A 23,835-nucleotide genomic window follows, 5' to 3' on the forward strand; every position below is an offset into this window, starting at 1 on the left:
ACACTTTGTCCCTGAAAACAAGCCGTATCTTTAGGCAACCTTACTCCTATCTTAATTTAATATGCGACATTTTTTTCTTCTTGCTTTTACGATAGCTACACTACCTGCGCTGGCGCAACGATCGGGAAAGGTATTTCACGATACCAATCAAAACAATATGCAAGAGACCGCCGAACTAGGGCTTTTCAATACCGTCGTATCCGATGGTTACCATGTTGTTTTGACAAAAAAGGACGGTACATTTACGCTCCCCGAAAACCCAGACGCTCGATTTATATCGGTAACAATGCCTACGGGCTATAAAGCCGTCAAACGCCATTATATACCTATCAACAGCAAAGAAGACTATCAATTCGCCTTGACAAAAGACGACTCACAAAACCCAGATGTGCTCCGTTTTATACAGGTAACCGATACAGAAACATCGTTGTATGGACCTTGGATAGACAATGTACGTAATTATGCAAAAGCACAAAATGTATCTGTCTTGATGCATACTGGTGATATTTGCTATGAACCAGGCATGCGTTTTCATGCGAACCAGATAACGAGCGACTTGATGGGCTTATCCACGTACTATGCTGTCGGAAATCATGATTTGGTGAAAGGGGAATATGGAGAAAAACTTTTTGAAGATCTATTTGGCCCTACCTATTATTCCTTTGATGCAGGGCCGGCCCATTTCGTAGTTACCCCAATGCCGGGAGGAGATTACAAACCGAGTTACACCGTAGATCAAGTAATTCGTTGGTTGCAAAAAGACCTCGCCTTAAAAGATCCAAAAAAACCATTGATCTTCATTAATCATGACTTCTTTTCCGCCACAGATTTCGTCCTTAAAGGAGAAAAAGAAAGTATTGACCTCAAACAATATAACTTGAAGGCTTGGCTATATGGACATTGGCACAACAATTATGTCTTCCAACAATCGGGTGTATACGTGGTCTGTAGTGGCGCACCAAACAAAGGAGGTATAGATAACTCAGCAGGTCAGTTTCTGGTGGTCGACATCGACCATCAAGGCGTTAAAAACATCAAACCGGTGTATACCAACATACGCAGCCATGTTGAATTGATGCCCGTGCTACCGACTACTAATGGCATCCTCTCATTGGATATTGTCGTCTATGATAGTGAGCGGACCATTCAAGGTGTAGCAGCCGACCTTTATGATAATGCAGGCAACCATATTGCAGCGGTGCCTCTTTCCTCCGATGGAGGTTGGCACTGGCAGGCAGAATTTAACGATGCAAAAAGAAAGGCAACCGCCCTCACGGTGAGCGTGACCTATAATAACGGTACGCAAGACATACGCCAGATGGATCTCGTAACATCAAGAGGCAAATCAAACGATATGTTGCAACCTCTATGGCGCAAAACAATAGGTGGCAACATCTGGAAAACAAGCCCCTTAATCGTGAACGACAAGCTATTTATCGGCACCATGGATGACGGTTTAGGTGTGCAAAATAAGCTTTTAGCTCTGGAGGCCGCAACTGGAAATACAATCTGGAAATATCCAACAACCAACTCCATCAAGCATGTACTTCAGCACCACAATGGCATTTTGTTGGCGACCGATGTCACAGGTAAAGTATATGCCCTAGACACAAATACTGGAGCAACCAACTGGATGAATAGCCGCCCTAAGACAGGTATCCCCACCTTTGTAAGCGGTCCTACGATAGATAAGGAAATCTACTATACCGGATTGGGAAGAAACCTAAAAGCATTGCATATTCCTTCGGGAAATGTGCTGTGGCAGGCCAAGGAACCAGGTGGTGGCGAAGCGACCGCAGCCGCATTACGGCTTTCGGATGGTGTTATTTATGCCGGTATTAATTGGAATGCTCTTTTTGCGTACAAACAAGAAACGGGAGAGCTTTTATGGAAGCGGGATCAAGATGGTTTACGTTTTCGTAGCGGAGGCGTCACAGTAAACCAAGACACGTTGTATACCGCTGGATTAAATGGTTTGTTTAAATTAAATCCGAAAACCGGAGAGACCTATGCAAAGTCCATAAAGACAGATGATTTTAAAGTAATGGCCGATCCCCTTGTTATGGGAGATCTCCTTATTATGCCAACCTCCAGCGGGGGCGTTAAAGCGTTCAGTAGATCCAATCTAGAAGAAAAATGGCATTTCACAACCGGTGAAGCTTTGGTATATACAGCGCCTTACAGCACGCCAGACCAGCGTAAAACGGTCGCAACCGTAGAATCGGGTATAGTTGAACACAAAGGAAAACTATTCTTCGGTGCTTCTGATGGTTACTTTTATGTCTTAGATAAAACGGGGAAACTTATCCAAAAAATAAACATGGGTGCTCCGATCTTTGCCGAACCAACTATCGTTGGAGATAAGGTTTATATCGCGGACTTTTCAGGGACCGTTTCTTGTTTTAAACTACGATAAAATGTACTACAAGGTGGGGGGATCACGAAGAAATCAACAAAATAATAACCAATAAGATAATGATTGACCGTAAAAAATTTATTCAACTTGGGGCTGCTGGCCTGGGCGCACTGTTAGCCACCTCAAGTCGAGCAGCAGTACTTGCGACATCCGCTCCACAAACGCAACAAGGCACCGTTCGCTTTGCCGTTATCAGCGATCTACACTTTGATTTAATGCACGATGCAGGAGTGCGAGCGGAACAGTTTATAGCACAAATGAATAAGGAAAAACCAAACTTTATCCTTCAATTGGGTGATTTTTGTATGCCTAAACCGGAGAACCAAAAACTCCTGGATATTTGGAAAAAGTTCAATGGTTCTTCTTACCATACCCTGGGGAACCATGATACCGATGGTGGCTTTACCAAAGCACAGACTATAGATTTCTGGGGGATGCAGGCACCATATTACTCCTTTGATCGCGAAGGCTTTCATTTTGTTGTTCTCGATGGAAATGAAAAAAGTCGATCCACCAATATCCCAGGATATCCGCGAACCATCGAAAAGGAACAATTAGACTGGCTCCGGAAAGACCTGGAGACGACAAAACTGCCAACGGTTATTTCCTGTCACCAAGGATTGGATAATACAGAAGGAGGGCTGTCTAACGGAATGCAGGTACGCTTTCTTTTCGAACAGATTAATAAAGAAGCTGGATTCAAAAAAGTTATTTTAGTACTCTCTGGTCACCATCACCTCAACTATCATAACGAAATTAACGGAATCCATTATGTTCAGATTAATAGCTCTTCCTATTATTGGGTCGATGAAAGCTTTCGAAACGATGCTTTTGGAGAAGATTTCTACAAAGATCATAAATGGCTACGTCATACGCTGATTTATGAAAAACCACTCTGGGCAACAATCGCTATAGATAGTAAAAAACGTACGATTCAAATCGAGGGTACCGAAACCAAGTTACTGGGAAAAGATTTAAAAGAAACTGGTATCGATCTGCATAAGGATATCTACCCGATAAGTACGGCCATCGACTCCCGACGATTGAAATATTAATGGGTTGGTCTCGAGATATCTTTTTGCTAGTCAATCAACATGTAAAGCGGCGACCAGTACAAACAAAAAGGGAACGTCTGTCCGCGACGCTCCCTTTTTACATTTAAAATTTAGGATTAATAAATTCCCATTCCTTAATATGTGCGTGTTGATGTTCCCGTCGCACAATTTCGTCGAACTGACGCGCCAATACAGTTTGCTCCAAGAACCGATCCTGACTTTCCTTAGGATCTGTCTCCAGATCATAGATCTGCCACGGACTGTTTACATAGCCACGTGCACGGACATCCACTTTAACACCTTTCCAACGCCCCATCCGTATCGCAATTTGCCCCCCATTCTCCGGGTATTCAAAATAAATATAAGGTCGTTGGGGTCTGTCCGACTGGCCAAGCAGTACCGGCAAGATAGAAACACCATCCGTTTTAATATCCCGAATGTTCAAAATATCCGCAAAGGTCGCCATCATATCATATTGTACAGAAACAAAATCACTGACTACACCTTGAGGGATTTGCTTCGGCCAACGCGCAATAAAAGGAACTCGAATTCCGCCCTCATAAACTTCTGTCTTCGTCCCGCGTAGACCGCCGGTCAAATTAAAATAGCCAAGGTTAACACCGCCATTAAAAGTGGATCCGTTATCGCTCGAAAATAATACAATCGTATTATCATCCAGCCCCAGCTCTTTCAGCTTGGCCAAAATAAGACCGACCTGATCATCCAGATAGGTAATCATGGCCGCATAAGTGGACAAGGGATACTTCGATGGGTTATACCCTTGATTGCCTAAGTAAGGTTTCTCCCCAGGAAACTTTCCGATGTATTTTTCTACATACGATTTAGGGGCTTGCAGCGCCACATGTGGAATAGTATATGGCAGATAAAGAAAGAAAGGGTGCTCTTTATTCCGAGCAATAAAGTTCAGCGCCTTTCCAGTCATCTTTTCCGGAGCATATTCCTTGCCCGAAAACGTATCAAATACCGCATCAACGGCAGCCTCGGGTTTTACCTGCTGATGTACGAACACATAAGGGTTTGCCAAACTATCCCACTTCCCGTTCTCCCATAAATGCGTGGGGTAATAGTTATGGGCTTGCTTCTGGTCCAAATAACCATAGGCGTAATCAAACCCTTGTTTCTGCGGATCACCAGTCGTAAAATGCATACCTAAACCCCATTTCCCTACTATTCCCGTAGTATACCCGTGCTCTTTCAGCATTTTTGGGAGGGTAAAGATTCCTTCCGGCAGCGGCATCTGTCCGCCTTCTTTATCATCCGGGAAACCGCCCATCTCGTAATTTCCTCGAATGTAAGAATGTCCACCATGTTTCCCTGTAAGCAACATGGCACGTGCTGGCGCGCAAACCGGAGTCGAGGTATAATGCTGCGTAAACCGAATTCCTTCGTTCGCCATTTGGTCCAAATGTGGCGTTTGGATCAACTTTTGTCCATACGCGCCAAGCTCACCATACCCCATATCATCAGCATAGATATAAATGATATTAGGTTTCTTGTGCGGCTGTGCGACGAGGTTTATCGCTCCTAACAGAACCAGCAGCAACAGCGCGATCTTCTTAAAAATTTGATACATGCATGTAGGATATTATGGATACAGGGTGGGATAAATATACACCCCAACCTGTACCTATTTTTCTATTATTTCCAACCCGGATTTTGTTTAATCTTCGGGTTCAAAGTCAGTTGATCAACCGGTATCGGACTTAAGTAGTCGCGATCCTTATTAAACTGAAAACCATTTTTAAGGCCGCCCACATTTTGATAGAAATCAATATAACCTTTATCATCTATCGGAAGGTTCTTAGCTGCTTTAGCAGTGTTTTCTGGCACGCCAGGCACTTCCCACTGCTGTCGTTTCGCACCTTTCTGGCGCTTTCCAATGATCTTTTCATCCATCGCGGCCCAACGGTAAAGATCATCAGCGCGATAACCCTCAGCCGCCAACTCCACACGACGCTCCCTGCGGATTTCATTGAGAATAGGGCTAAGATCCTTAAATTCTTGATTTGGATCCGCCGTAACAGCACCTAACATTAGCTTGGGCATTCCCACACGCTTACGAAATAAATTGACCGTTTTGTCCAGATCATCTTGGCTCAACAAACCCAATTCGGCACGCGCTTCCGCATAGATAAGCAAGCCTTCAGCAAAACGAAAGATAATCTGTCCCGTTGTCCCCTGATCTTGCTGCTGGTTGTAATCCGGATTATGCCCCTTATACACCTGATATCCTGTAATAGATTTATTCTCATTAGCCACCTCAAAAGTAGGATACATAAAGAGAGCCGGAGCCAATCCGTTCGGCCTATTGTTGGTCACGACATGCTCACCGTCATTCACATACATAGTTTGTCTAAGTCGCGGATCCCGATCTGTAACCACATCCTGCAACGTAGCATCCCCTTTATAAAGACTACTCACTCCGATAGGCAAACCATCTTTGCAAAGGTATGCATCGACCAAATCTTTGGACAAACCGCGACCAGCCCCTGTATTGGTATATCGGTGCCACCGGTGTCCCAAACCTAAATTGATATTGAATGCTCGCCACAACATAATTTCATTGTTCCCGGTATAGTCCACTTTATTGAATAATTTCCAATATCCATAAGGATCATCCCCTAGATCATGAAGCCCATAACCGCCTGATGTGGTCAACAACGCACCACTTACGGCCGCGGCCTTTTCCAAATATTTACGACCATCGGAACCTGAAACGCCAAAAACTGTCCCTCGATGATACTTTTCCCACGTACCTTCAAACAGCGCTATACGCGACAAAAACAACATCGCTATTTCCTTTGTAATACGAGAAGGCTGTGCCTGTGCTTTTGTTGGAAGGTAGCTCACCGCCAAATCCAAATCCTGAAGAATAGAGTCCACAATCTGGTTCCGCGGCAACCGCTCATTGTACACCTCTGGAGAACTGGTCTCCAATGGCTTGGATACCCACGGCAAATCGCCAAAGGACTTAAGCTTTGAGAAGTAGAAATATGCCCGAAAGAAAAGAGCTTCCCCAACATAGGTTTTCACATTATCAAACGGTTCCGTTACTTTCGTATAGTTCGCCATAAAGTAATTCATATTGCGCAACATACTCCAATCGTCATAAGCCCCGTATCCACCTCCACTCCCTGGAATAACACGTTCGCCATTCATCGCCGAATTGTAGGTCACATAAATCATATTGTCACTACCATCCGCATCTAAGCCGTAGATTCCAATACTACCCCATCCATTATAATTGGGAAGTAAATTGTTGTAAAAATTATTCGCGTAGAGTTTCAGGTCATTTGATGTTTTCCAATAGTCAGCATCACTGATATTGGTTTCGGGGGTACGGTCAAGAAAATCTTTTTGACAGCCCGTAAAAATCACGGAAAATAACGCGACAAGGCTATATAAATGAATCTGTTTCATCTTAGTTTTTATCAAAGTATATTAAAAGGAAAAATTAACGCCCGCTGCATAAGTACGCTGTAGCGGATAGATCTTCGAATCACTGATGGACAATTCCGGATCCATCGTCTTAATTAAATCTGTTATCGTGAAGACATTGTCGATACTCACATAAAAACGAACCTTCCCAAAACCTATCCGTTCAAGCATTTGCTTTGGTAAACTGTAGCCCACCTGAAGATTTTTCAATCGGAGGTAAGAAGCATTCTGTAAATAACGTGTTTGTGCCACCGTATTTTTCCCATTTTGCCCCGTTAAATAAAATTTCGGGAAGTATCCATCAGGATTCTCGGCCGACCATCTATCCTGATGCACATCAAAAGGTGAACTTTGCCACTCATCACCTACAATACCCCAGAAATAATTGGATCCAATCCAAGCATCCCGCTTCGCGATTCCTTGAATAAAGAAAGAAAGGTCAAAACCTTTGTAAGCCGCATCTCCAGTAAAACCGTATGCATAACGCGGCGTACTATTTCCGATAACGCGTCTATCACCCGGATTCGAAAGAGTACCCGTACCAAAATCAATTTCTCCATTGCCATTGAGGTCAACATAACGCACATCCCCTGGCGTCCAGGTTTCGCCCGATATCTTCACCTGCTTCGGTGCAGCAGCCACCTCTTCCGCACTCTGGAAGAGACCATAGGTCTCATACCCCCAGATATCGTTCATCACCTGTCCCTCGTACCACGTATTTGTCAGACCTGCAGGATTTGGATACCGCGTAACTTTACCTTTATAGTCACTTAAATTAGCGCGTACTCCATACGATACCTCACCTACTTTATCGCGCCATCCAATACTCAACTCCATGCCACGTGTTTCCATACCAGCGTTGTTCTTCCGTGGTGGCGTAGCGCCCAATAACCCCGGAAGAGCCTCAGCAGGACCCGCAAAATCATCGGCTTTTCTGATATACCAATCAAATGTAGTGGTCAACTTGTTTTGGAAGAAGTTCACCTCAGCCCCCATATTTAATGAAGTCGTGGTAACCCAAGTTAAATCTGGATAGATTAAACCGGGAGGCGCCACAGTAGCCTGTTGATTGCCTCCAAACAGCCAATTTGAAGAGGTCGGTCGTGTCGTCTGTAGACTCGGATAAAAGGGGTACCATTGCGGTGAATCTGGCGTATCCAGGAACCCCTGGTCACCCAATGATCCATAAGATGCTCTTAACTTAAAAGTCGAAACAACAGGTTTAACCGCTTCGAAAAAAGCTTCTTTATCCACATTCCATCCAACCGATACTCCCGGATAGAATTTCCAACGGACATCCGATAAGAATCGAGATGTACCATCATAACGTCCGTTAAATTCAAACACATATTTTTCCTTGTAATTATAATTGAAACGTCCAAAAAAACCATCCGATGCCAAACGTCTCACTTGATCGCTTACCGTCGCTGCTACACCGTATGTTAAACTCAATGCAGGAACATTATCTGAATACAGTTGATTGTTACTTGCTGCATAATACTGGTAGGAGTTCAAATCGCGAACATAACCTCCCATCACCGAGAAGAAGTGATCGTCAACCTGTTTATCATACTTTGTAAACGCATTGATAATATGATGCTCTACTCGATAATTTGACCGGCTAAAACCATTAGGAAATGTCCCGCCGATCTGCGCCTGCGAACCATCAGGTCGTACCGTGAAAAGCGTCTTTGTATGCGAATTCAGATCTTGAAATGTTCCGTCAAACGTGTAGTTCGTCGTAGCTGTCCATCCCGGTGCTAATCGAAAAACAAATTCACCTGTCAGCAACGCTTTGTCAACCGTCGTACGGCGACGCCCACCATCTTTATGCAACAAAACGTCACTCGGATCAGAGTAGTTACCATCAGGATTAAACAATGCTACAGTCGGCCATTTACGCGCGATCTGGTGCATATAGTTTCCTCCAGTTTTTCCGCTATACGTATTCGGGCCATCCTCTAGCTCCTTGGAGAAACTACCACGCAAGCTAAAATCAAGCATTTTCGAGATGATAGTTGTGATATTTGTACGTACATTGAATCGTTTATAATCGTCAGAACCAAACTTATACATCCCATTCCGATCATTATAGCCGAGCCCTATAAAGTACTTCGTATGATCAGACCCTCCCGAAACATTCACATTATGCTGCTGACTGAAGGATAGATCTTTGAAATACACCTTAAACCAGTCGTTATTGGCATTACTCTCCCCCCAAGCGAGATACTCATTTGCCCCCGGCAACGTGCTGGCTATTGTCTCCGTTTTCAGCGATCCATCCAGATACGATTTAATCCGGCCCAACGCATCCTCACTAAAAATGGGACTTCTACCGCCATTCTTGGCCGCCTCATTGTAAAGCGTCGCAAAATCTAACGAATTCATCATTTTCGGTAGGTTGATCGGTTCAGCCCAACTCAAATTGTTGTTGTAAGAGATTACGGGCTTCGCCCCTTTCTTGCCTTGTTTCGTTGTGATTAAGATAACGCCATAAGGTGCACTGGAACCATAGATAGCCGAAGAAGCCGCATCCTTCAACACAGAAATACTCTCAATATCATCTGCATTAATTGTATTTATATCTCCCCCTTGGATACCGTCGATGACGATCAAAGGAGACGCCGTGGTACCCAAGCCAGTAAAGCCGCGCACGTTAATACTTTGTGTCGCACCTGGAGCCCCTCCTCCCGTTCCGGTTTGGATATTTAATCCCGGTAATTGCCCTTGTAATGCCTGGCTCACGCGAGAGATCGATCTATTTTGTAATGCCTCACCACCAATTTGTGAAACGGCCCCCGTTACAAGCGATTTATTTTGCTTGCCATACCCCACGACAACCACTTCGTCTAGGTTCTCGGCATTGCTCTTCAATATGACCTTTACCGCACCACCAACAACCTGAATGTGTTGACGAACATAGCCGACAGATGTAACAACAAGCATATCGCCCTTTGACGCTTTAATGGTGAATCTACCGCTCGCATCCGTGCTTTCGCCTATAGTCTTTCCTTGAATGCTAACAGTAGCCCCAACAATAGGTAAGCCGGCCTCGTCCGTAACAATACCCTGTATAAGATCCTGCGCATAAAAAGCCAATCTTGCTGAAGTGCTCGTCCACTCCGCGGTCGCTAGCGCAAACTTATCTAGGTTTTTAGAAGTAGCATAGCTCGAATCCAGTGCTAATAAACAAGACGCCCCAATAAGGAGCCCATGTTTTGATAGGTTTATAATTTTACTCATTTAGACTTTGGTTTAACAATCTGTGTTTAGTCTGTTTAGTTGTCAAATAGGTCTAAAATCTGGTTTAAATTGATTACGCTATCTTATGGTATAATACGATCCTCCTTTCATTGTCCTTAATTAAGTGTTAGGGTGATGCCCATACAATAGAAATATTATGAAAAAGCTAAAACGATTTAAAAAAATGAAAAAAAATTATTGGTACACTTTTACCCAATCGACAACCATCTCTACCGGTAACTGTTCTTTCTGCACTTTACCAACCCAACTTCCACCCAATTGCTGATCGATCAACAGGTAAAACGGTTGGTCATATGGCCACTGGGAAGGATCAACACCTTTCATCCGCGGATACGTAAATGTATCTTTACCATTAAGCTGAAAAACAATCTTGTCGGGATACCAACTAATACCGTATACATTAAATACACCGGCATCCACAGAAGCCGTACCGTGATGTGGAGGGTTTTTCTTTTCACCCAGGTCTAAGGTGTAGTAAGAATGTGTGGTCTGATAGATAATGTTATCGAAGTTTAGATGCTCCATAATATCAATCTCGCCATTCCGCGGATACTTACCATATTTATCGAGTTCAGCGAGCATCCACATCGCAGGCCATGCACCTTGTGCGCTACCTAATTTGGCCTTAATCTCCACACGCCCATATTGAAACGCAAATTTTCCTTTACTCCATATACCACCGGTTAAAAAGGGGCGTTTATCGTAGGTCGTATCCGGATTATTAATCCCTAAAAGATACAGCTTGCCATGCTCCATCCGGAAGCACCGATCGTCTTGGCTCATATGTCGATTCCAGTCTGCCGTCCCTGCCGGAATACGACTCCATTTTGTGGTGTCCAGTTTTGTTCCGTTAAAATCTTCACTCCAAATCAGCTTCCACGCTTTGTTTTCCCGACCTTCTTGCTGTATATAGATATGAGCCGGCAGATGGTTAGCGAGTCGCTTGTTCGTATGGCACGCAATGGCACTTAGTCCGAGAAGCATAATGATCCAGCGTTTGTTTTTCATTATTCGTTGGTATAAAAAAATGGAGATAGGCTGTCTCGATAAAAAGCTGGCCGATCTATAATTGATTCTTTGGTATGTTAGGCTCGAATATATTCACAAATGAGAATGATTACAAATGCAACAAGTATGCAATCGTTTGGCTAAACAATAAGCTAAAACGCTTAAGCAAAATAACATAAGGATATGCACCTTACCCACAACGCAAGTCAGTAAAATGGCGCGTACTTCGGTCTGAACAAACAAAACCACTGACCTATTTGTCCTAACACCTACGAACAACAAAAAAACGATATGCGAGCATTGTTACTCCTTTCCTTTTTGATGCTACTTACGAACTGTAACACAACATCAAAAATTTTTGATTCGGGTCAGGCTGAATTAAAAAACAATATAGAAACTATAGAACTGGACTACATTAGTGATATGCCCTTTGTAAAAGTAAATATCCAAGGTAAAACGTATAATTTCCTATTCGATACAGGTGCCCCCACAGTCATCTCTTCACAGATTTTTCAAGACCTTGGACTAAAGAAAAAAGCACAAGGCAAGGTAACAGATTCGCAGAAAAATAGTAAACAGCAAATTTTCACCCTGATTCCGGAGATGCATGTCGGCGCTATTACATTTCACGATATTGGTGCCATAGTTCTCGATTTTGAAAGTCCCGAATTTAAGTGTCTCCAAATGGATGGTATATTAGGAGCCAACCAGATGGCTAAACTTTTTTGGCGCATCGACTACAGCAAGAGGACAGCAGAAGCCACTAAAACACGAACTAGCTTTATGCCCGATCGATACCAATATGAGCTCCCCTTCACAACCAAGGACACCAAAACTCCGGTCATAGCAACAGAGCTGTTTAACAGAAAACTTGGTTTTACGTTTGACACAGGGTACTCCGGATTTCTATCGACGATAAGACCGACTGACTTGGATCAATACGATTATATCAGCTATAAAGGCAGCAAATCTGTCGGCGCCTTTGGTACTTCTAAACAAGATATTTTTTATCAGATTAAAGCTGATGATTTTAAAATTCATCGGGATACTTTTCGCAACATCATCGTTGAAACGGGAGCCTCGAACCTTATTGGAAATAAATTTCTTAAGAATTTTGTATTTATACTCGACTGGTGGGGAAACAAAGTGTATTTAGATGCAATAGGAACCGATCTTAGGCCTTCTCTTAAAACATATGGCTTTAGTTACCGATTCTATGAGAATCATCCCATTATATCTTCCGTTGTGGAAAACAGCGATTCTCCATTGCAAATTGGAGATATTATACTTCAGATTAATAACCGAAGTTTTGAAAACTTAAACGAAGAGGCTAGTTGTAAGTATATGCTACATCGAATTGAAAATGATACAGATTCCATTCACATAAAAGTAAAGCGTAACAACGAAGTGTCAAATTTTGTCTTGCATAGACAAGAATATTTCAAATTTTAGATCTCGTCTTTCAAAACTAAACTCCGGCGGGGTGATATTGTTTATAAACCATATTATAGTATTTGCTTTTCCGGGCATCCCCAGACATCCCATTGAATACACCTCTAAACTTATCAAAATCACGATGATTGTACAGTTGATAGAACAAAAAAAACATAGATACTTGACTATCTTCGTTAGATTTGATTTTTTTAATTAGAGCGGCATCTAAAATATCATCTTTCTGATAATTACGTTCTAGGTCGTTAACCAACAAATAACTTTCGCGTGCTTTTTCTAGGTTTGTGGCTTTAACATTGTTATAATAAACTTGTCGAACACTATCAATATGATCTTTCTTCCGACTGAAAAAAGAACTATAAAGTGCCCAATACTCATCGGCTAAATCACAAGCCTTACAGTTCAGGTTTTTAAATGCAATAACTTCCGCTCCACTGGACTCAATTTCTTCCTGCGTGACATCGTTTACTACGGATATTTTATAGAGTGAATCGGTCCTATCTTGAAGAAAAATAGGTTTCGTGAGCTCAAAATAATCTGCATCTTCTTCCTTATTAAACTGTTTGCTATGAAAAATACGATGTGAAATAAGTGTTTTGGGCCATGAAAAAACCGCAATATACATATCATCATCTATAGACGGAATGTAAAGGGTATCTCCAATTTTATAGGTGCTATTATGATATACCTCTTCCCCCGTAATAATATGATGTACACGAACACTGCAACTATCGACAGGCAGATTATCAAGGACCAACACCAGGCTTTTTGTCTTCAACAACTTACTATCCGGTGCTTGACATTGAAGAAGGCCCCCGGTAATAAAAAGCCCTATAAACATAAAAAGTATCCGCATACTACTATATATTAAAGGAAGGCCCGATGAGTAGCCACCAGACCTTCCAAACAACACTTGAAACAAAGACTACAGTAAGTTATTGTAAAAAGCTTTTACGATAACTTTACCATTTTTATCATACGCCTCGAACTCCATCTTAACGTTATTACCTGTTCTCGTTTGATTTTTCAATATCAAATAATGAGTCTTAATTCGCTGTCCTAATGCGATAACTGCCTGGTTCGTACCCGTATTATAGGGGATCGGAAACATCGATATTGTATTATGTCCCATCGTAACAGTTGTATTCACATTATTTGTTACTCCACCGGTCACAATAAAATAGTTCGAGGGTTTAAAACCTCCTGTCCCGATATTATAACCGATAGAAAAAGGATCTCTAATTCTATAAACGGTAGGATCCGCCCAACTCCAAAAACGCCATTGTACCGTTTCACTGGTATTAGTTTTCAGATTTTCTAACTTCATCTCTCCAACCACACTGTTTACATTTTGTGTAAACTGTGTAGAGGTCCAATCAAAGACGATAGGGTCATCTGCCCAGGTCCATGAATCCGGACGCTTAAACATTTTATAAATTACACCTCCTTCTTTATCATAGACCTTTCCACTCCGATAACACTGAATAGAAACCGTGTCCGCAGATACACCTATGATATTATACATATGATCCGTTATATCAGAAGCCTGAACCCCCACTCTATATAATGTTGACATAATCGAACCGGTGCTAAATATAAGTTGAGGCGCCCCTGTTCCTTTTGTAGTATTAAAATACGATTCTGTATCTGCAGTCACACCGTAGATCGTCTTCACATAAACACGGTTTGCTGCTGTATCGAAGCGAAGAACAATAGGAGTATAAACATCTGCCCCTAATCCTGTCTTTGCCATCATAACCCATCCCTTTTCAGAAGATGCCAACACCCGTCTAGCCTCTTGCGCTACCTTATCCATACGATCAGTATTTTCGTCGAAATAGGAATTCGTGATATTATCCTTCTCACAAGAGACGAAAAAAGTACTAACTCCGACAAGCAGCATTAACCAATATATTATTTTTTTCATCGTCAATAATTTTAGTAATTCACTTTATTCACAACCGAATCCACGACAACATGTAAATCATGTAGATTCACACCCATAGTCTGGTACATCTGATGTACCATCTTGTACTTTGTTTCTAGATCACGGTTGCGGCTGATGTATGTTCTAATCGTACTTTGCGGAAACTTAACCATATACTCCACGGATGTTGCAAAATCTTCCTCCGGAGCATAACCACCATAGGGCTTAAAGAATCCATCGGCTTGTGCTTCTGCATCGGTACGCGGCCTTCCTGTTGCTGGGTTTGTAAAATAGCCCGCCAGCCCATAATACTTGCCTTGTGACACGCGATCATACAAGTAACCACGACCGTACTTATGATCGATTTGGTGGGCGTGCTCATGAAAAAGTGTTACAATATGGTCATACAACCAGGCTTTAGACGTAGAGTAGTTATTTACGCCACCCATACCCAAACGATAAAACTGACCGTTCATACCCGCGCCTGCCGCCGTTCCTGTTGTCGTCGGATCGTTAAAGTGAACAAAACCACCCGCTAGAATAAACTCAATCGGCGTTTCTCCTGCAAAAAATTTCGGAAATTTTTCCTTTAATGGCTTCAACCATATTTTACTAAGCATAGTCCGTGTATAAGGCAATGCTTTATCATATTGCGGCGGCATAAAGAATGTCGTGCCGGCTATGATACGGGGAGTATATTCGTATATAATTTCCACACCATAAGCCTTCTGGATAGAGTCACACAAATAATCTAACTCATTCCATTTCGATTTCGGTTTAGGTTCTCTCTTAGAAAAATAGTCCGTACTCTCATCTATTTCTCCAAGTGGATAATTGTCCTTCTGACAAGCGGTAAGAAAGACAATGGATAATAAGATATAAAAAAGCTTCTTCATAATCTATCTTGGATTTAATTGATTCTCTAACAATGGATTTCCGACACGCGCTTGAATCGGAATTTGTATGGCCGTGCGCTTATCATTCGCTTTCAGGATGGTTGCCGTCTTAGGGTCCGTCCGAATCATGCGGTGCTCTACTTCGATACCCAAGCGTTTGATATCATACCAACGATAGCCCTGTCCCAATAATTCCAACTTACGTTCACGTAGTACCGCTGTCAAAGCATCAGCCGGATTACCCGGAGTCGTTAATGGTCTGTAATTTGCCGCCGTAAAACGTTCCTTACGTATCGCCTCGATATCAGCCATGGCTTTGGTTATGTCAGGGCTTGATTTACGGAGGTTTGCTTCGGCTCTGTTAAGTAACACTTCCTCCATCGTAAAACAATCATAACGAGATTGAGCCGCATTCGGATTGTTGGGTTGATTGGCATATTTTACAACCAATGCCACACTATCGATTACCGTTCCGCCAGAACTAAACATATGTGTTCTTAGATCTTGAGAAGGTGTCGTGTAAAAGATATTGTGCGCGATATAAAAACCGCCTAGACGATAACCAAAAGGACGACAAAGGAAAAGATTGGTCTGATTCACCAACAACAAACTTGGATGTTGCGTAGGGCTCATAATCTCTTGCGCCCAAAACGTTTCCATAGTGGTCGCTTTACGTGTCACATCCTCACTCATCTTACGCACGATAACGCCACGTTCACCAACCACTAAATCGGCATATCGTGCAGCTTCATCCCATTTTCCTTTATACAGGTTCAAGCGCGACATAAATGCATGGGCACTGGCAAGAGAGAAACGATAAGGCGTCCGTGGAACAAAAGCTTCACCCTTCTTCATTAACGCCAAACCCTCTTCCATATCCTTATCGATCTGATCATAAACCTCCTTTACCGTCGCTCTATCATATAAGTTTCTATTTCCCTTAGGTACTTCAAGGACTAAAGGCACCCCCAAATTTGTTGCATTCTCAGCCTCATTATAATGTAAACTGAACAAGTTCACCAAACTAAAATAGTTGTAAGCTCTCAAAATCAAGGCTTCCGCACGTAATGCATCCTTTTGTCCTTGACTGCCCGTTGCCTTTTCCAATTGCTCCAAAGCCAGGTTGGCGTCGTATACTTTCCGATAATAATGTGTATACGCATGCGTGGGTGTAGCCGTCGTGATTGCATCCGAAAACTCATCCTCCCAACGATAAATCGGTAGATAGGTCGCACCATTACTCGCTTGCATAGTTGATGCGTAATGATGTAGATTGTCCGTCATAATCTCGGTAAACACATCCGCACGTACAGGATAAGCATTAGCAAGTAAAAGGTTGACATCCTCCACATCGTTAATCTCGACCCGGTTGTCATAAGGTGCATCTAAAAATTTATCACAGGAACTTGTCATTCCCAGTATGGCAGTCATCACCACCATATATAGTATCTTTTTCATATAATCTCCTCCTAAAAGCCTAACAATAAACGTAAACTAAATGAGCGTGGATTCGGCAATGACGTACCGCCGCTTAAGTATAGATCTGGGTCTACACCGCGTAAGCGTCCACTTGCCCAGTAATACAGATTGTTAGCCGATAACATGACGCGTGCATTTTTAACAGTTGGCACCCTTCTGTTCAAGAATTGTCCAATATCATAAGCAAGCAAAACCTCGCTTAAACGAAGATTACTCGCATCGGCCGCTCTAAAATCACTTCTGTTATAAGCCGTCTCATCCATATTACTTTGGGTACCTACATGGATACGTTGAATCGTGCTCATCAAGCCCGGTATATTCGTATATTTCTCGTCTCCAATCGTTTGCCACCTATAGTTCAAGTCTCCAGATTTAGAACCAGAATCATCATAAGCTCGTTGGTAAATAGGTTGTGTAAATACCTTATGTCCGTAGGAATAGGTTAAGAAAACACGAAACTCTAACCCTTTATATTGAAACGAGTTTGCAATAGATCCCGTTCCTAAAGGTTGGCGACTACCTAAATACGTGATCAACGACCGATCCCGTGACGCCAAAGCAATCCCTTGGGTTTCTCCTTTATCGCTATTGAATAATGGTCTCCCCTCCGTACTCAATCTCGAATAGTTAAAACCAAACAACCCTTCCAACGGATAGTCAGTTATAGGGTAACCGTTCGGATTCGTAATCCGTGATAATTGAGCCGATTGCGCTTCGCCATCGATCAGCTTGTTCTTTACATAACCGTAGATCAATGTTACATCCCACTTGAAGTCTTCTTTGTTTAAAAGGTTACGGTATCCTAAAGTAATATCAACCCCATTGTTTCGCATCGTACCAAAATTGATTCGCTTAGAAACATATCCATCCTCTTGTGCAATATCAAATGGTACAACAAGATCCTTGTTCCGACGGGTATAGTATTCCGCCGTTAACGTTAATCTATTAAAAAGGGATAAATCAAAAGCGAAATTGGTCGTGTAATCTTTCTCCCACGCGAGGTTGTACAACTCAGGATCTAACACGTTGATACCTTTACTACTGTTAACAGGATCTAAACGAACCATATTGATGTAATTGGCATTGAGCATTGGCGAGGTTTCAAAACTATTCCCACGTAAGGCATGGCTCACACGAAATTTCAAGTAGTCGATCTTACCACTGCTATTTAAGTTCTCAAAGAAAGCTTCCTTATGCGCATTCCAGGCAAAACCAAGGCCGTAGTTTGGTAAAAATTTAGAACGTTGCATCCGTCCAAACATGTTACTCCCGTCTTGACGTCCACTTACATCAAAATTGTACTTATCTTTAAATGAATACTGAATATTTCCATAAAAACCTACGGATCTCCGATCTTGAAAGGTTTCTATGTAAGTACGGTCATCTCTATTCACCGCGTAAATCATTGCTAGTGCAGAAGGAGCCGCAACCTTTCCTCCGTAGTACATATAGCCATATGCTTTAGAGTAGTCACGGTCCACATATGTTTTCTCAATCTCTACCCCAGCCATAACACTCAAATTATGGTCTCCAAAGCGCTCCGTAAAAGACAATTGATTTCGAGCACTCCAAAAAGACTGCATTGTATTCCACAGATAACGATAACCTCCCTCCGGTAAAATACTTTCTCTATAAGCGTATGGATCCCGTGGATCTTGATACAACAAAGCGTTTTGAGTACGCAAAACATCATTATAATCAACACGGTACGCATTGGCCATATTCGAACGTTCTGTTACAATATGGCTTACTTTACTTTGGTTTCTCCGGATAGCAAACGTACCATCGTAACGTAAGTTCTTCAGTATCCGATAGGTTGGACGTAAAATTAAACGAACCTCTTGCGCTTTTATGTCGTTGAAATTCTCTTTCAGCTCCTCTACAATATTAAAAGGCGTTAAGTTCTCCAGGTAGTAATTATAAGAGCCGTCCGCTTTGTATGGATACATGGCGCGACTCGTCTGCATGGCATACAAAAACGGGTTGATCTCAAATTCGCGTGTCACCTCAAAATAATTACTTGAAGCCAGCGTTTTTGACTCATTCGTACCCGGTGTTTTTTGATCTCTAGCACTCCAATTTAGGTTAACGTCTAAGTCAATTTTAGGCGTAATATTAAACACTGTGCGAGCATCTGTGGTATAGCGCTTCGTGCCAAAACCAATCGACTGTCCATTATCATCGGCAAAACTACCCGACACATAATACGTGTGTTTATCACCCCCTCCAGAAAACGAAAGACTGTGTTCTTGGATCAAATTATTACGGAACAGAACATCAAACCAATTTGTATTTGCTTTTGCGGACCTATTCAATTCATCGTAAGCCTGGTCTAACGTATAGTTTCGCAATGCGAGTTGGCGGTAGGCTTCCGTAAATGCACCAGTATAGGTTGGCCAGTTCGCATTTGAAAGATAACCGCGGTCATACATTTCCTTATACAACTGCATCTCTTGTGCTGAGTTCATCAAGTTGAAAGAACCAATACTAGGCTTTAAACCCACAGACAAGGCGGTACTAAGATTAACACTCTTCGAATTGTAAGCCCCCTTTTTGGTGGTAATCGAGATAACACCATTCGCCGCCCGCGTTCCATACAGTGCCGATGCAGCTCCATCCTTTAAGATCTGGATATCCTCGATATCTTGCGCATTCAAGCCGGCAATTGCAGAACCCAGTACCGAAGCAGGATCTCCGCTATACAACTGGTTGACAGCAACATTTGCTGGGGAAGTGATCGGCACTCCGTTAACTACATAAAGTGGCTCCTGATTCGCACTGATTGAAGAGTTACCCCGGATACGGATTTTTGGTGTTGCACCAAACGTTCCCGATGTATTTTGCACGGATACACCCGCCGCAGCACCCTGAAGCATGCGTGACACGTCCAAAGCTCCAGATCGGTCAATGTTTTTCTTATCCACTTGACTGACAGAACCTGTAAATTTACTCTTATCAATCTTCTGGAAGCCCGTGACAACAACTTCATCTATATTTTTATCTTCAATAGCTAATCTGACCGTCATATTATTCGCCGCAGGTTTATCGACAGAAATATATCCGATAGAACTAAAGCGCAAGGCTCCATTAGGGTTGGTCATACGAATAGAGAAATGACCACCCTCACCAGAATTCGTTGTATTGGTCGTCCCAACTTCGACAATGGTGACACCCGCAAGTCCCTTTCCCCCATCGCCCAAAACGCGACCGGAAATGCTCTGCTGAACCACCTCTTCTTCATCTTTCGGTTCGGGATTAATCGTGATAATCCGATCCGACACAATATAGTTGAAAGGTTGTTTAGAAAAAACTTCATCCAAAACCTTCGCTAAAGGTACATTGTAAGCTTCGATAGAGACAGGACGGGCGTTTTTTAAATAGTTGGAATTAATTAAAAAGCTATACCCTGTTTGTTTTTTTAGCTCATTAAGGACGACCTCAAGTCGTTGGCTTTTAAAGTTAACTTTTACATTTTGGCCAAAGCTATTCGCAGAGACTTGGACCAAAAAAGACACCATGAGCAGTATGGTTAGTTTCATTGCTAGTAGGATTTGGTGGTTGACCAAAAGCCGAGTCTTCAATTTGTACCTATGTAAATAGACATGGAGAAGACCCCAAAACTTCTTTTTATTCATAATTACTAGTTAAGTGCAAAAATGGCGATAGAAGGTAAGTCTATCAGATTCACTATATTTGCACTGGTTAGAAAAATTTTTTATTACCGTAACGAATTTTGAAACCCTATAGCTGGGGGTGCTCCAACACCTCCAGTTTTTTGTTTCATAGTTAAATTATGTTTAGTTTTTTGTCACTAAAACCCTCCTTTCTTCAATTGTAAATTTATAGTTTGTATTCATTTCAAGAACTTTTAATAGCGCAGATAATTTAACCTTTCGAGAAACTGTTCCTGAGAGATGTACGTCTTCCAGGTTATTATCCGCAAAGACAACCTGCACATTATACCAGCTTTCAATTTCTTGTAAAATCTCATAAAAAGTACTATGATCGAAGGTAAACTCTTCATTCTTCCAGGCTACTTTCTGCGTCGGATTAAGAGACGAAATCTTAACCTCGTTCGTTACCACGGCTTGTTCTCCAGGTTTAAGAAAATAAGCCTTACCACCGGTTAGAATTTTAACACGCCCTTCCACCAGGGTTGTTCGTGCATAATCCGCTCGAGATACTACATTAAAAGATGTCCCTAAAACTTCAACGATCTGTTTCTCCATATGAACTTCAAAAGGTTTGGTCGCATCGTGCGCCACAGAGAAAAAGGCTTCTCCCTCTAGATATACTTCCCTCTTTTTTGCCGTAAAAGCAGACGGATAACGGAGCGTCGCTCCTGCATTGAGTTCCACTACCGTACTATCATCCAAACGCACCTTCATTATCCCGCCTTTAGGCGTGCTCACAGTCAAATAAATAGGCTCATTTTGCGTTGAATCTTGGTAGGTTAACGCACCATTTTCATCTTTATAGATTTGCATTCCGTCTTTGCTGTAAACAAGACCGACGGCCGAAGAATCAATACGTACCACTTCCCCATTTTCCAAGGTTACCGTAGCCATCGGACTGGCTGGATCCACATCATACACACCCCGTGAAGAAGATGTCGTTTCATCCTTATTCAAAATTTGACTCCAATACCAAGCTGCCCCAACAAGCAAAACACAAACGGCAGCCGCTATACGGAGCCATGGAGTAAACCAGACTGTCTTACCTGAAACCGCTGCTACATGATTGGGACTTCCTTCGATACGCTCAATTTCGTGCAGTACTTTCGCCAACACTTGATTGGCAGACTCCTCCGATAAGTGAGCCCGAACGGATATGGGCGTTTCTATCTCAGCAAGTATTCGCTCAAAGTCTTCATCAGACACATCTTCCAATAACTCCATAAGCTTGTACAGCTCCTCTTCCCTAATGGTGCCTTCAAAATAATGCAGAAGTAATTCTTTCAGGTATATATAATTCATAATTTGGCAGCAGACACAAACCTTTTTATGTCTTTTACTACTATTATTACGAATGAAAAAGAGGAACTCACTAGTTTATTTTGAAAAAAAATCAAATTTCTTTCAAAATCCACCATAGAAGGATAATTTTTAGCTCTTTGTGATATTTAGCCGTGAACTGGCGCAGCGTTTTAGTTGCAGCAACAAGATGATTACTGATGGTGGATGTAGAAATATTGAGTAATTTACTAACCTCATCATAGGATTTACCTTCCAGCTTACACAAGCGAAAAGTCAGCTTTTGCTGTGGGGGGAGTTGTTCAATAGCTTCTTCTAGTATACTCCAGTCTTCACGACGTACATATTGATCTTCCATAGACTCAGATATGAGATCATGCTCCGTAAACAGGGTGTTAAAAATTGCATTACTCCCTGTATTGCGGCGAATAAGGTCGATAGCCATCGAATCGGCCATCCGATAAAGATAATGCTCAAAATTTCGTTCTGTATCTATGCTTTCTCGCCCAATCCATAGTTTTACAAAAACCGCCTGCAACACCTCTTTTGCATCCTCTGTGTCTTTGAGAATATAAACCAATCGACGGTAAATTAAGGCTGAACACTCCCGATAAATAAACTCGAAAGCTTCTTTGTCTCCCTCCGTAAAAAGGGATAAGACCGATCTATTAATTTTACCCGTGCCCACTATTCATATTAGGTTAACATAAAGTAAATGTAATCTATTGTCAGAGTATTTCCAAAAATAAAGGTTAAACGCATTACTTCAGAAACACAAAAAACAACCAAACAGAGCACACACACATACTTATATCTTCACCAACACGCCCTTTCGCTTCACGATATTCTTGTAGTCCCACTGTATCGTGCGCGACTTTTCAAGCCATCGCCTCAGATCAGCGACATCGATATCCGCCATCGTTCGATAAAAAATAGAAGCATCCTTAAACTTCGTTCCGCGAACAACTAACTTTTCTTCATCGAAGTCTGCACCACTCCAAAACATCAAACGCATCCCCTTCTTTTGCTTGCTATACCCCACAATAGGGTTGCCTTCTAGGAACCAAACAGGATGCGCATGCCATACCTTATTTTCGGCTTCCTGCAGTCCGCTACAGATCTCTTCCATCAAGTGGTTCGCCATCTCTTGGTCCGCGGGTTGCAACAACGCATTGTATTGCAAAACGTCCGCTGCATAAGTTATCTTTTTCATACTGGTAGCATGTTAACGTACTATTGCTACATATAAAAATAAGAAACTTTAGTACCTTTACAAGAGCCTGACAACAACGAACAAGCGCCACAAGAACATGGAAGAAACCGTATTTCATGAGGACAAAACGTTCTCTAATATCAATTATGCTGAAACAAAATTACGTGATCGCGAGTTTGTACACTGTACATTTTTAAACTGTAACTTCCATAAAAGCGACCTAAGCGATAATAGTTTTGAAGATTGTGTATTTCAGAACTGTAACTTCTCCATGACGATATTGAATGGTGCGGGTATGCGAGATGTAACCTTTATAGAGTGCAAAGTATTGGGAGTAGACTTTACCAAATGTAACAAATACATGTTTTCATTTTCCTTTACAAACAGTTTTTTGGACTACTCCGTTTTCTATGGCCGGAAACTTAAAAACACAAAGTTCGTAGGCTGTACACTGAAAGAAGTAGACTTTAGCGAAACAGATTTATCAGGATCCCTATTTGATAACTGTGACCTTACGGATGCACGTTTCTTAAACACCAATTTGGAAAAAGCCGATTTCCGTACCGCACGTAATTTCACCATATTCCCCGAAGCCAACAAAATGAAGAAAGCCAAATTCTCCGTCCTTAACTTAAGTGGATTGCTTTCTCATTATAATTTGGATATTGACAACGATATTTCTATAAGTTAATT

The 23,835-nt window shown here is 42.1% G+C and carries 16 protein-coding genes; 4 read left to right on the top strand and 12 right to left on the bottom strand.

The window, feature by feature from the left end; translation table 11 throughout:
* The first annotated feature begins 61 nt into the window (after positions 1–61).
* Complete coding sequence (locus B9Y69_RS06290; protein WP_085472174.1) at positions 62–2,416, top strand: outer membrane protein assembly factor BamB family protein; 2,355 nt, start codon at positions 62–64, stop codon at positions 2,414–2,416.
* 59 nt (positions 2,417–2,475) lie between these two features.
* Positions 2,476–3,471, top strand: coding sequence for a metallophosphoesterase family protein (locus B9Y69_RS06295; protein ID WP_085472175.1), 996 nt, complete (start codon positions 2,476–2,478; stop codon positions 3,469–3,471).
* A 103-nt stretch (positions 3,472–3,574) separates the two neighbouring features.
* On the opposite strand, the gene B9Y69_RS06300 is transcribed toward B9Y69_RS06295, so the two are convergent.
* The 4 genes from B9Y69_RS06300 to B9Y69_RS06315 form a co-directional block, all read right to left on the bottom strand.
* The gene (locus B9Y69_RS06300; RefSeq protein WP_085472176.1) at positions 3,575–5,065 is read right to left on the bottom strand and encodes an arylsulfatase; all 1,491 of its coding nucleotides are present in this window, start codon (positions 5,063–5,065) and stop codon (positions 3,575–3,577) included.
* Positions 5,066–5,130: 65 nt separating this feature from the next.
* Entirely contained in the window at positions 5,131–6,912 is a 1,782-nt protein-coding gene (locus B9Y69_RS06305; RefSeq protein WP_085472177.1) for a RagB/SusD family nutrient uptake outer membrane protein, read from the bottom strand.
* Positions 6,913–6,933: 21 nt separating this feature from the next.
* The gene (locus tag B9Y69_RS06310) at positions 6,934–10,173 is read right to left on the bottom strand and encodes a SusC/RagA family TonB-linked outer membrane protein (RefSeq protein WP_085472178.1); all 3,240 of its coding nucleotides are present in this window, start codon (positions 10,171–10,173) and stop codon (positions 6,934–6,936) included.
* A 195-nt stretch (positions 10,174–10,368) separates the two neighbouring features.
* Positions 10,369–11,202, bottom strand: coding sequence for a glycoside hydrolase family 16 protein (locus B9Y69_RS06315; protein ID WP_085472179.1), 834 nt, complete (start codon positions 11,200–11,202; stop codon positions 10,369–10,371).
* Positions 11,203–11,493: 291 nt separating this feature from the next.
* Between B9Y69_RS06315 and B9Y69_RS06320 the strand changes: the two genes are divergently transcribed.
* A complete protein-coding gene (locus B9Y69_RS06320) occupies positions 11,494–12,654 on the top strand; it encodes an aspartyl protease family protein (protein WP_085472180.1) in 1,161 nt (386 codons plus the stop codon).
* Between the two features lie 16 nt (positions 12,655–12,670).
* On the opposite strand, the gene B9Y69_RS06325 is transcribed toward B9Y69_RS06320, so the two are convergent.
* The 8 genes from B9Y69_RS06325 to B9Y69_RS06360 all read right to left on the bottom strand — a co-directional run bounded on the left by B9Y69_RS06325 (position 12,671) and on the right by B9Y69_RS06360 (position 23,142).
* Positions 12,671–13,510 (bottom strand): hypothetical protein, encoded by an 840-nt coding sequence (locus tag B9Y69_RS06325; protein ID WP_144036518.1) that lies wholly within the window; start codon positions 13,508–13,510, stop codon positions 12,671–12,673.
* A gap of 69 nt (positions 13,511–13,579) precedes the next feature.
* Positions 13,580–14,581 carry a DUF4302 domain-containing protein gene (locus tag B9Y69_RS06330; protein ID WP_144036519.1) on the bottom strand — a complete coding sequence of 334 codons (1,002 nt, stop codon included), beginning with the start codon at positions 14,579–14,581 and terminating at the stop codon, positions 13,580–13,582.
* An 11-nt stretch (positions 14,582–14,592) separates the two neighbouring features.
* Entirely contained in the window at positions 14,593–15,477 is an 885-nt protein-coding gene (locus tag B9Y69_RS06335) for a putative zinc-binding metallopeptidase (RefSeq protein ID WP_085472183.1), read from the bottom strand.
* 3 nt (positions 15,478–15,480) lie between these two features.
* Positions 15,481–16,935: a RagB/SusD family nutrient uptake outer membrane protein gene (locus tag B9Y69_RS06340; RefSeq protein ID WP_085472184.1), complete on the bottom strand. Its 1,455-nt coding sequence runs from the start codon at positions 16,933–16,935 to the stop codon at positions 15,481–15,483.
* A gap of 11 nt (positions 16,936–16,946) precedes the next feature.
* The gene (locus tag B9Y69_RS06345) at positions 16,947–20,495 is read right to left on the bottom strand and encodes a SusC/RagA family TonB-linked outer membrane protein (protein WP_234991118.1); all 3,549 of its coding nucleotides are present in this window, start codon (positions 20,493–20,495) and stop codon (positions 16,947–16,949) included.
* Between the two features lie 258 nt (positions 20,496–20,753).
* Entirely contained in the window at positions 20,754–21,932 is a 1,179-nt protein-coding gene (locus B9Y69_RS06350) for a FecR family protein (RefSeq protein ID WP_085472186.1), read from the bottom strand.
* 91 nt (positions 21,933–22,023) lie between these two features.
* Positions 22,024–22,617, bottom strand: a complete 594-nt coding sequence (locus B9Y69_RS06355; protein ID WP_159451823.1) for an RNA polymerase sigma factor — start codon at positions 22,615–22,617, stop codon at positions 22,024–22,026.
* A gap of 120 nt (positions 22,618–22,737) precedes the next feature.
* A complete protein-coding gene (locus tag B9Y69_RS06360) occupies positions 22,738–23,142 on the bottom strand; it encodes a DUF1801 domain-containing protein (RefSeq protein ID WP_085472188.1) in 405 nt (134 codons plus the stop codon).
* Between the two features lie 97 nt (positions 23,143–23,239).
* Here B9Y69_RS06360 and B9Y69_RS06365 point away from each other — a divergent pair, with 97 nt between their 5' ends.
* Entirely contained in the window at positions 23,240–23,833 is a 594-nt protein-coding gene (locus tag B9Y69_RS06365; RefSeq protein WP_085472189.1) for a pentapeptide repeat-containing protein, read from the top strand.
* Positions 23,834–23,835: the final 2 nt, after the last annotated feature.

Origin of the sequence: Sphingobacterium psychroaquaticum, from assembly GCF_900177625.1 — a bacterium.
Lineage (GTDB): Bacteria > Bacteroidota > Bacteroidia > Sphingobacteriales > Sphingobacteriaceae > Sphingobacterium > Sphingobacterium psychroaquaticum.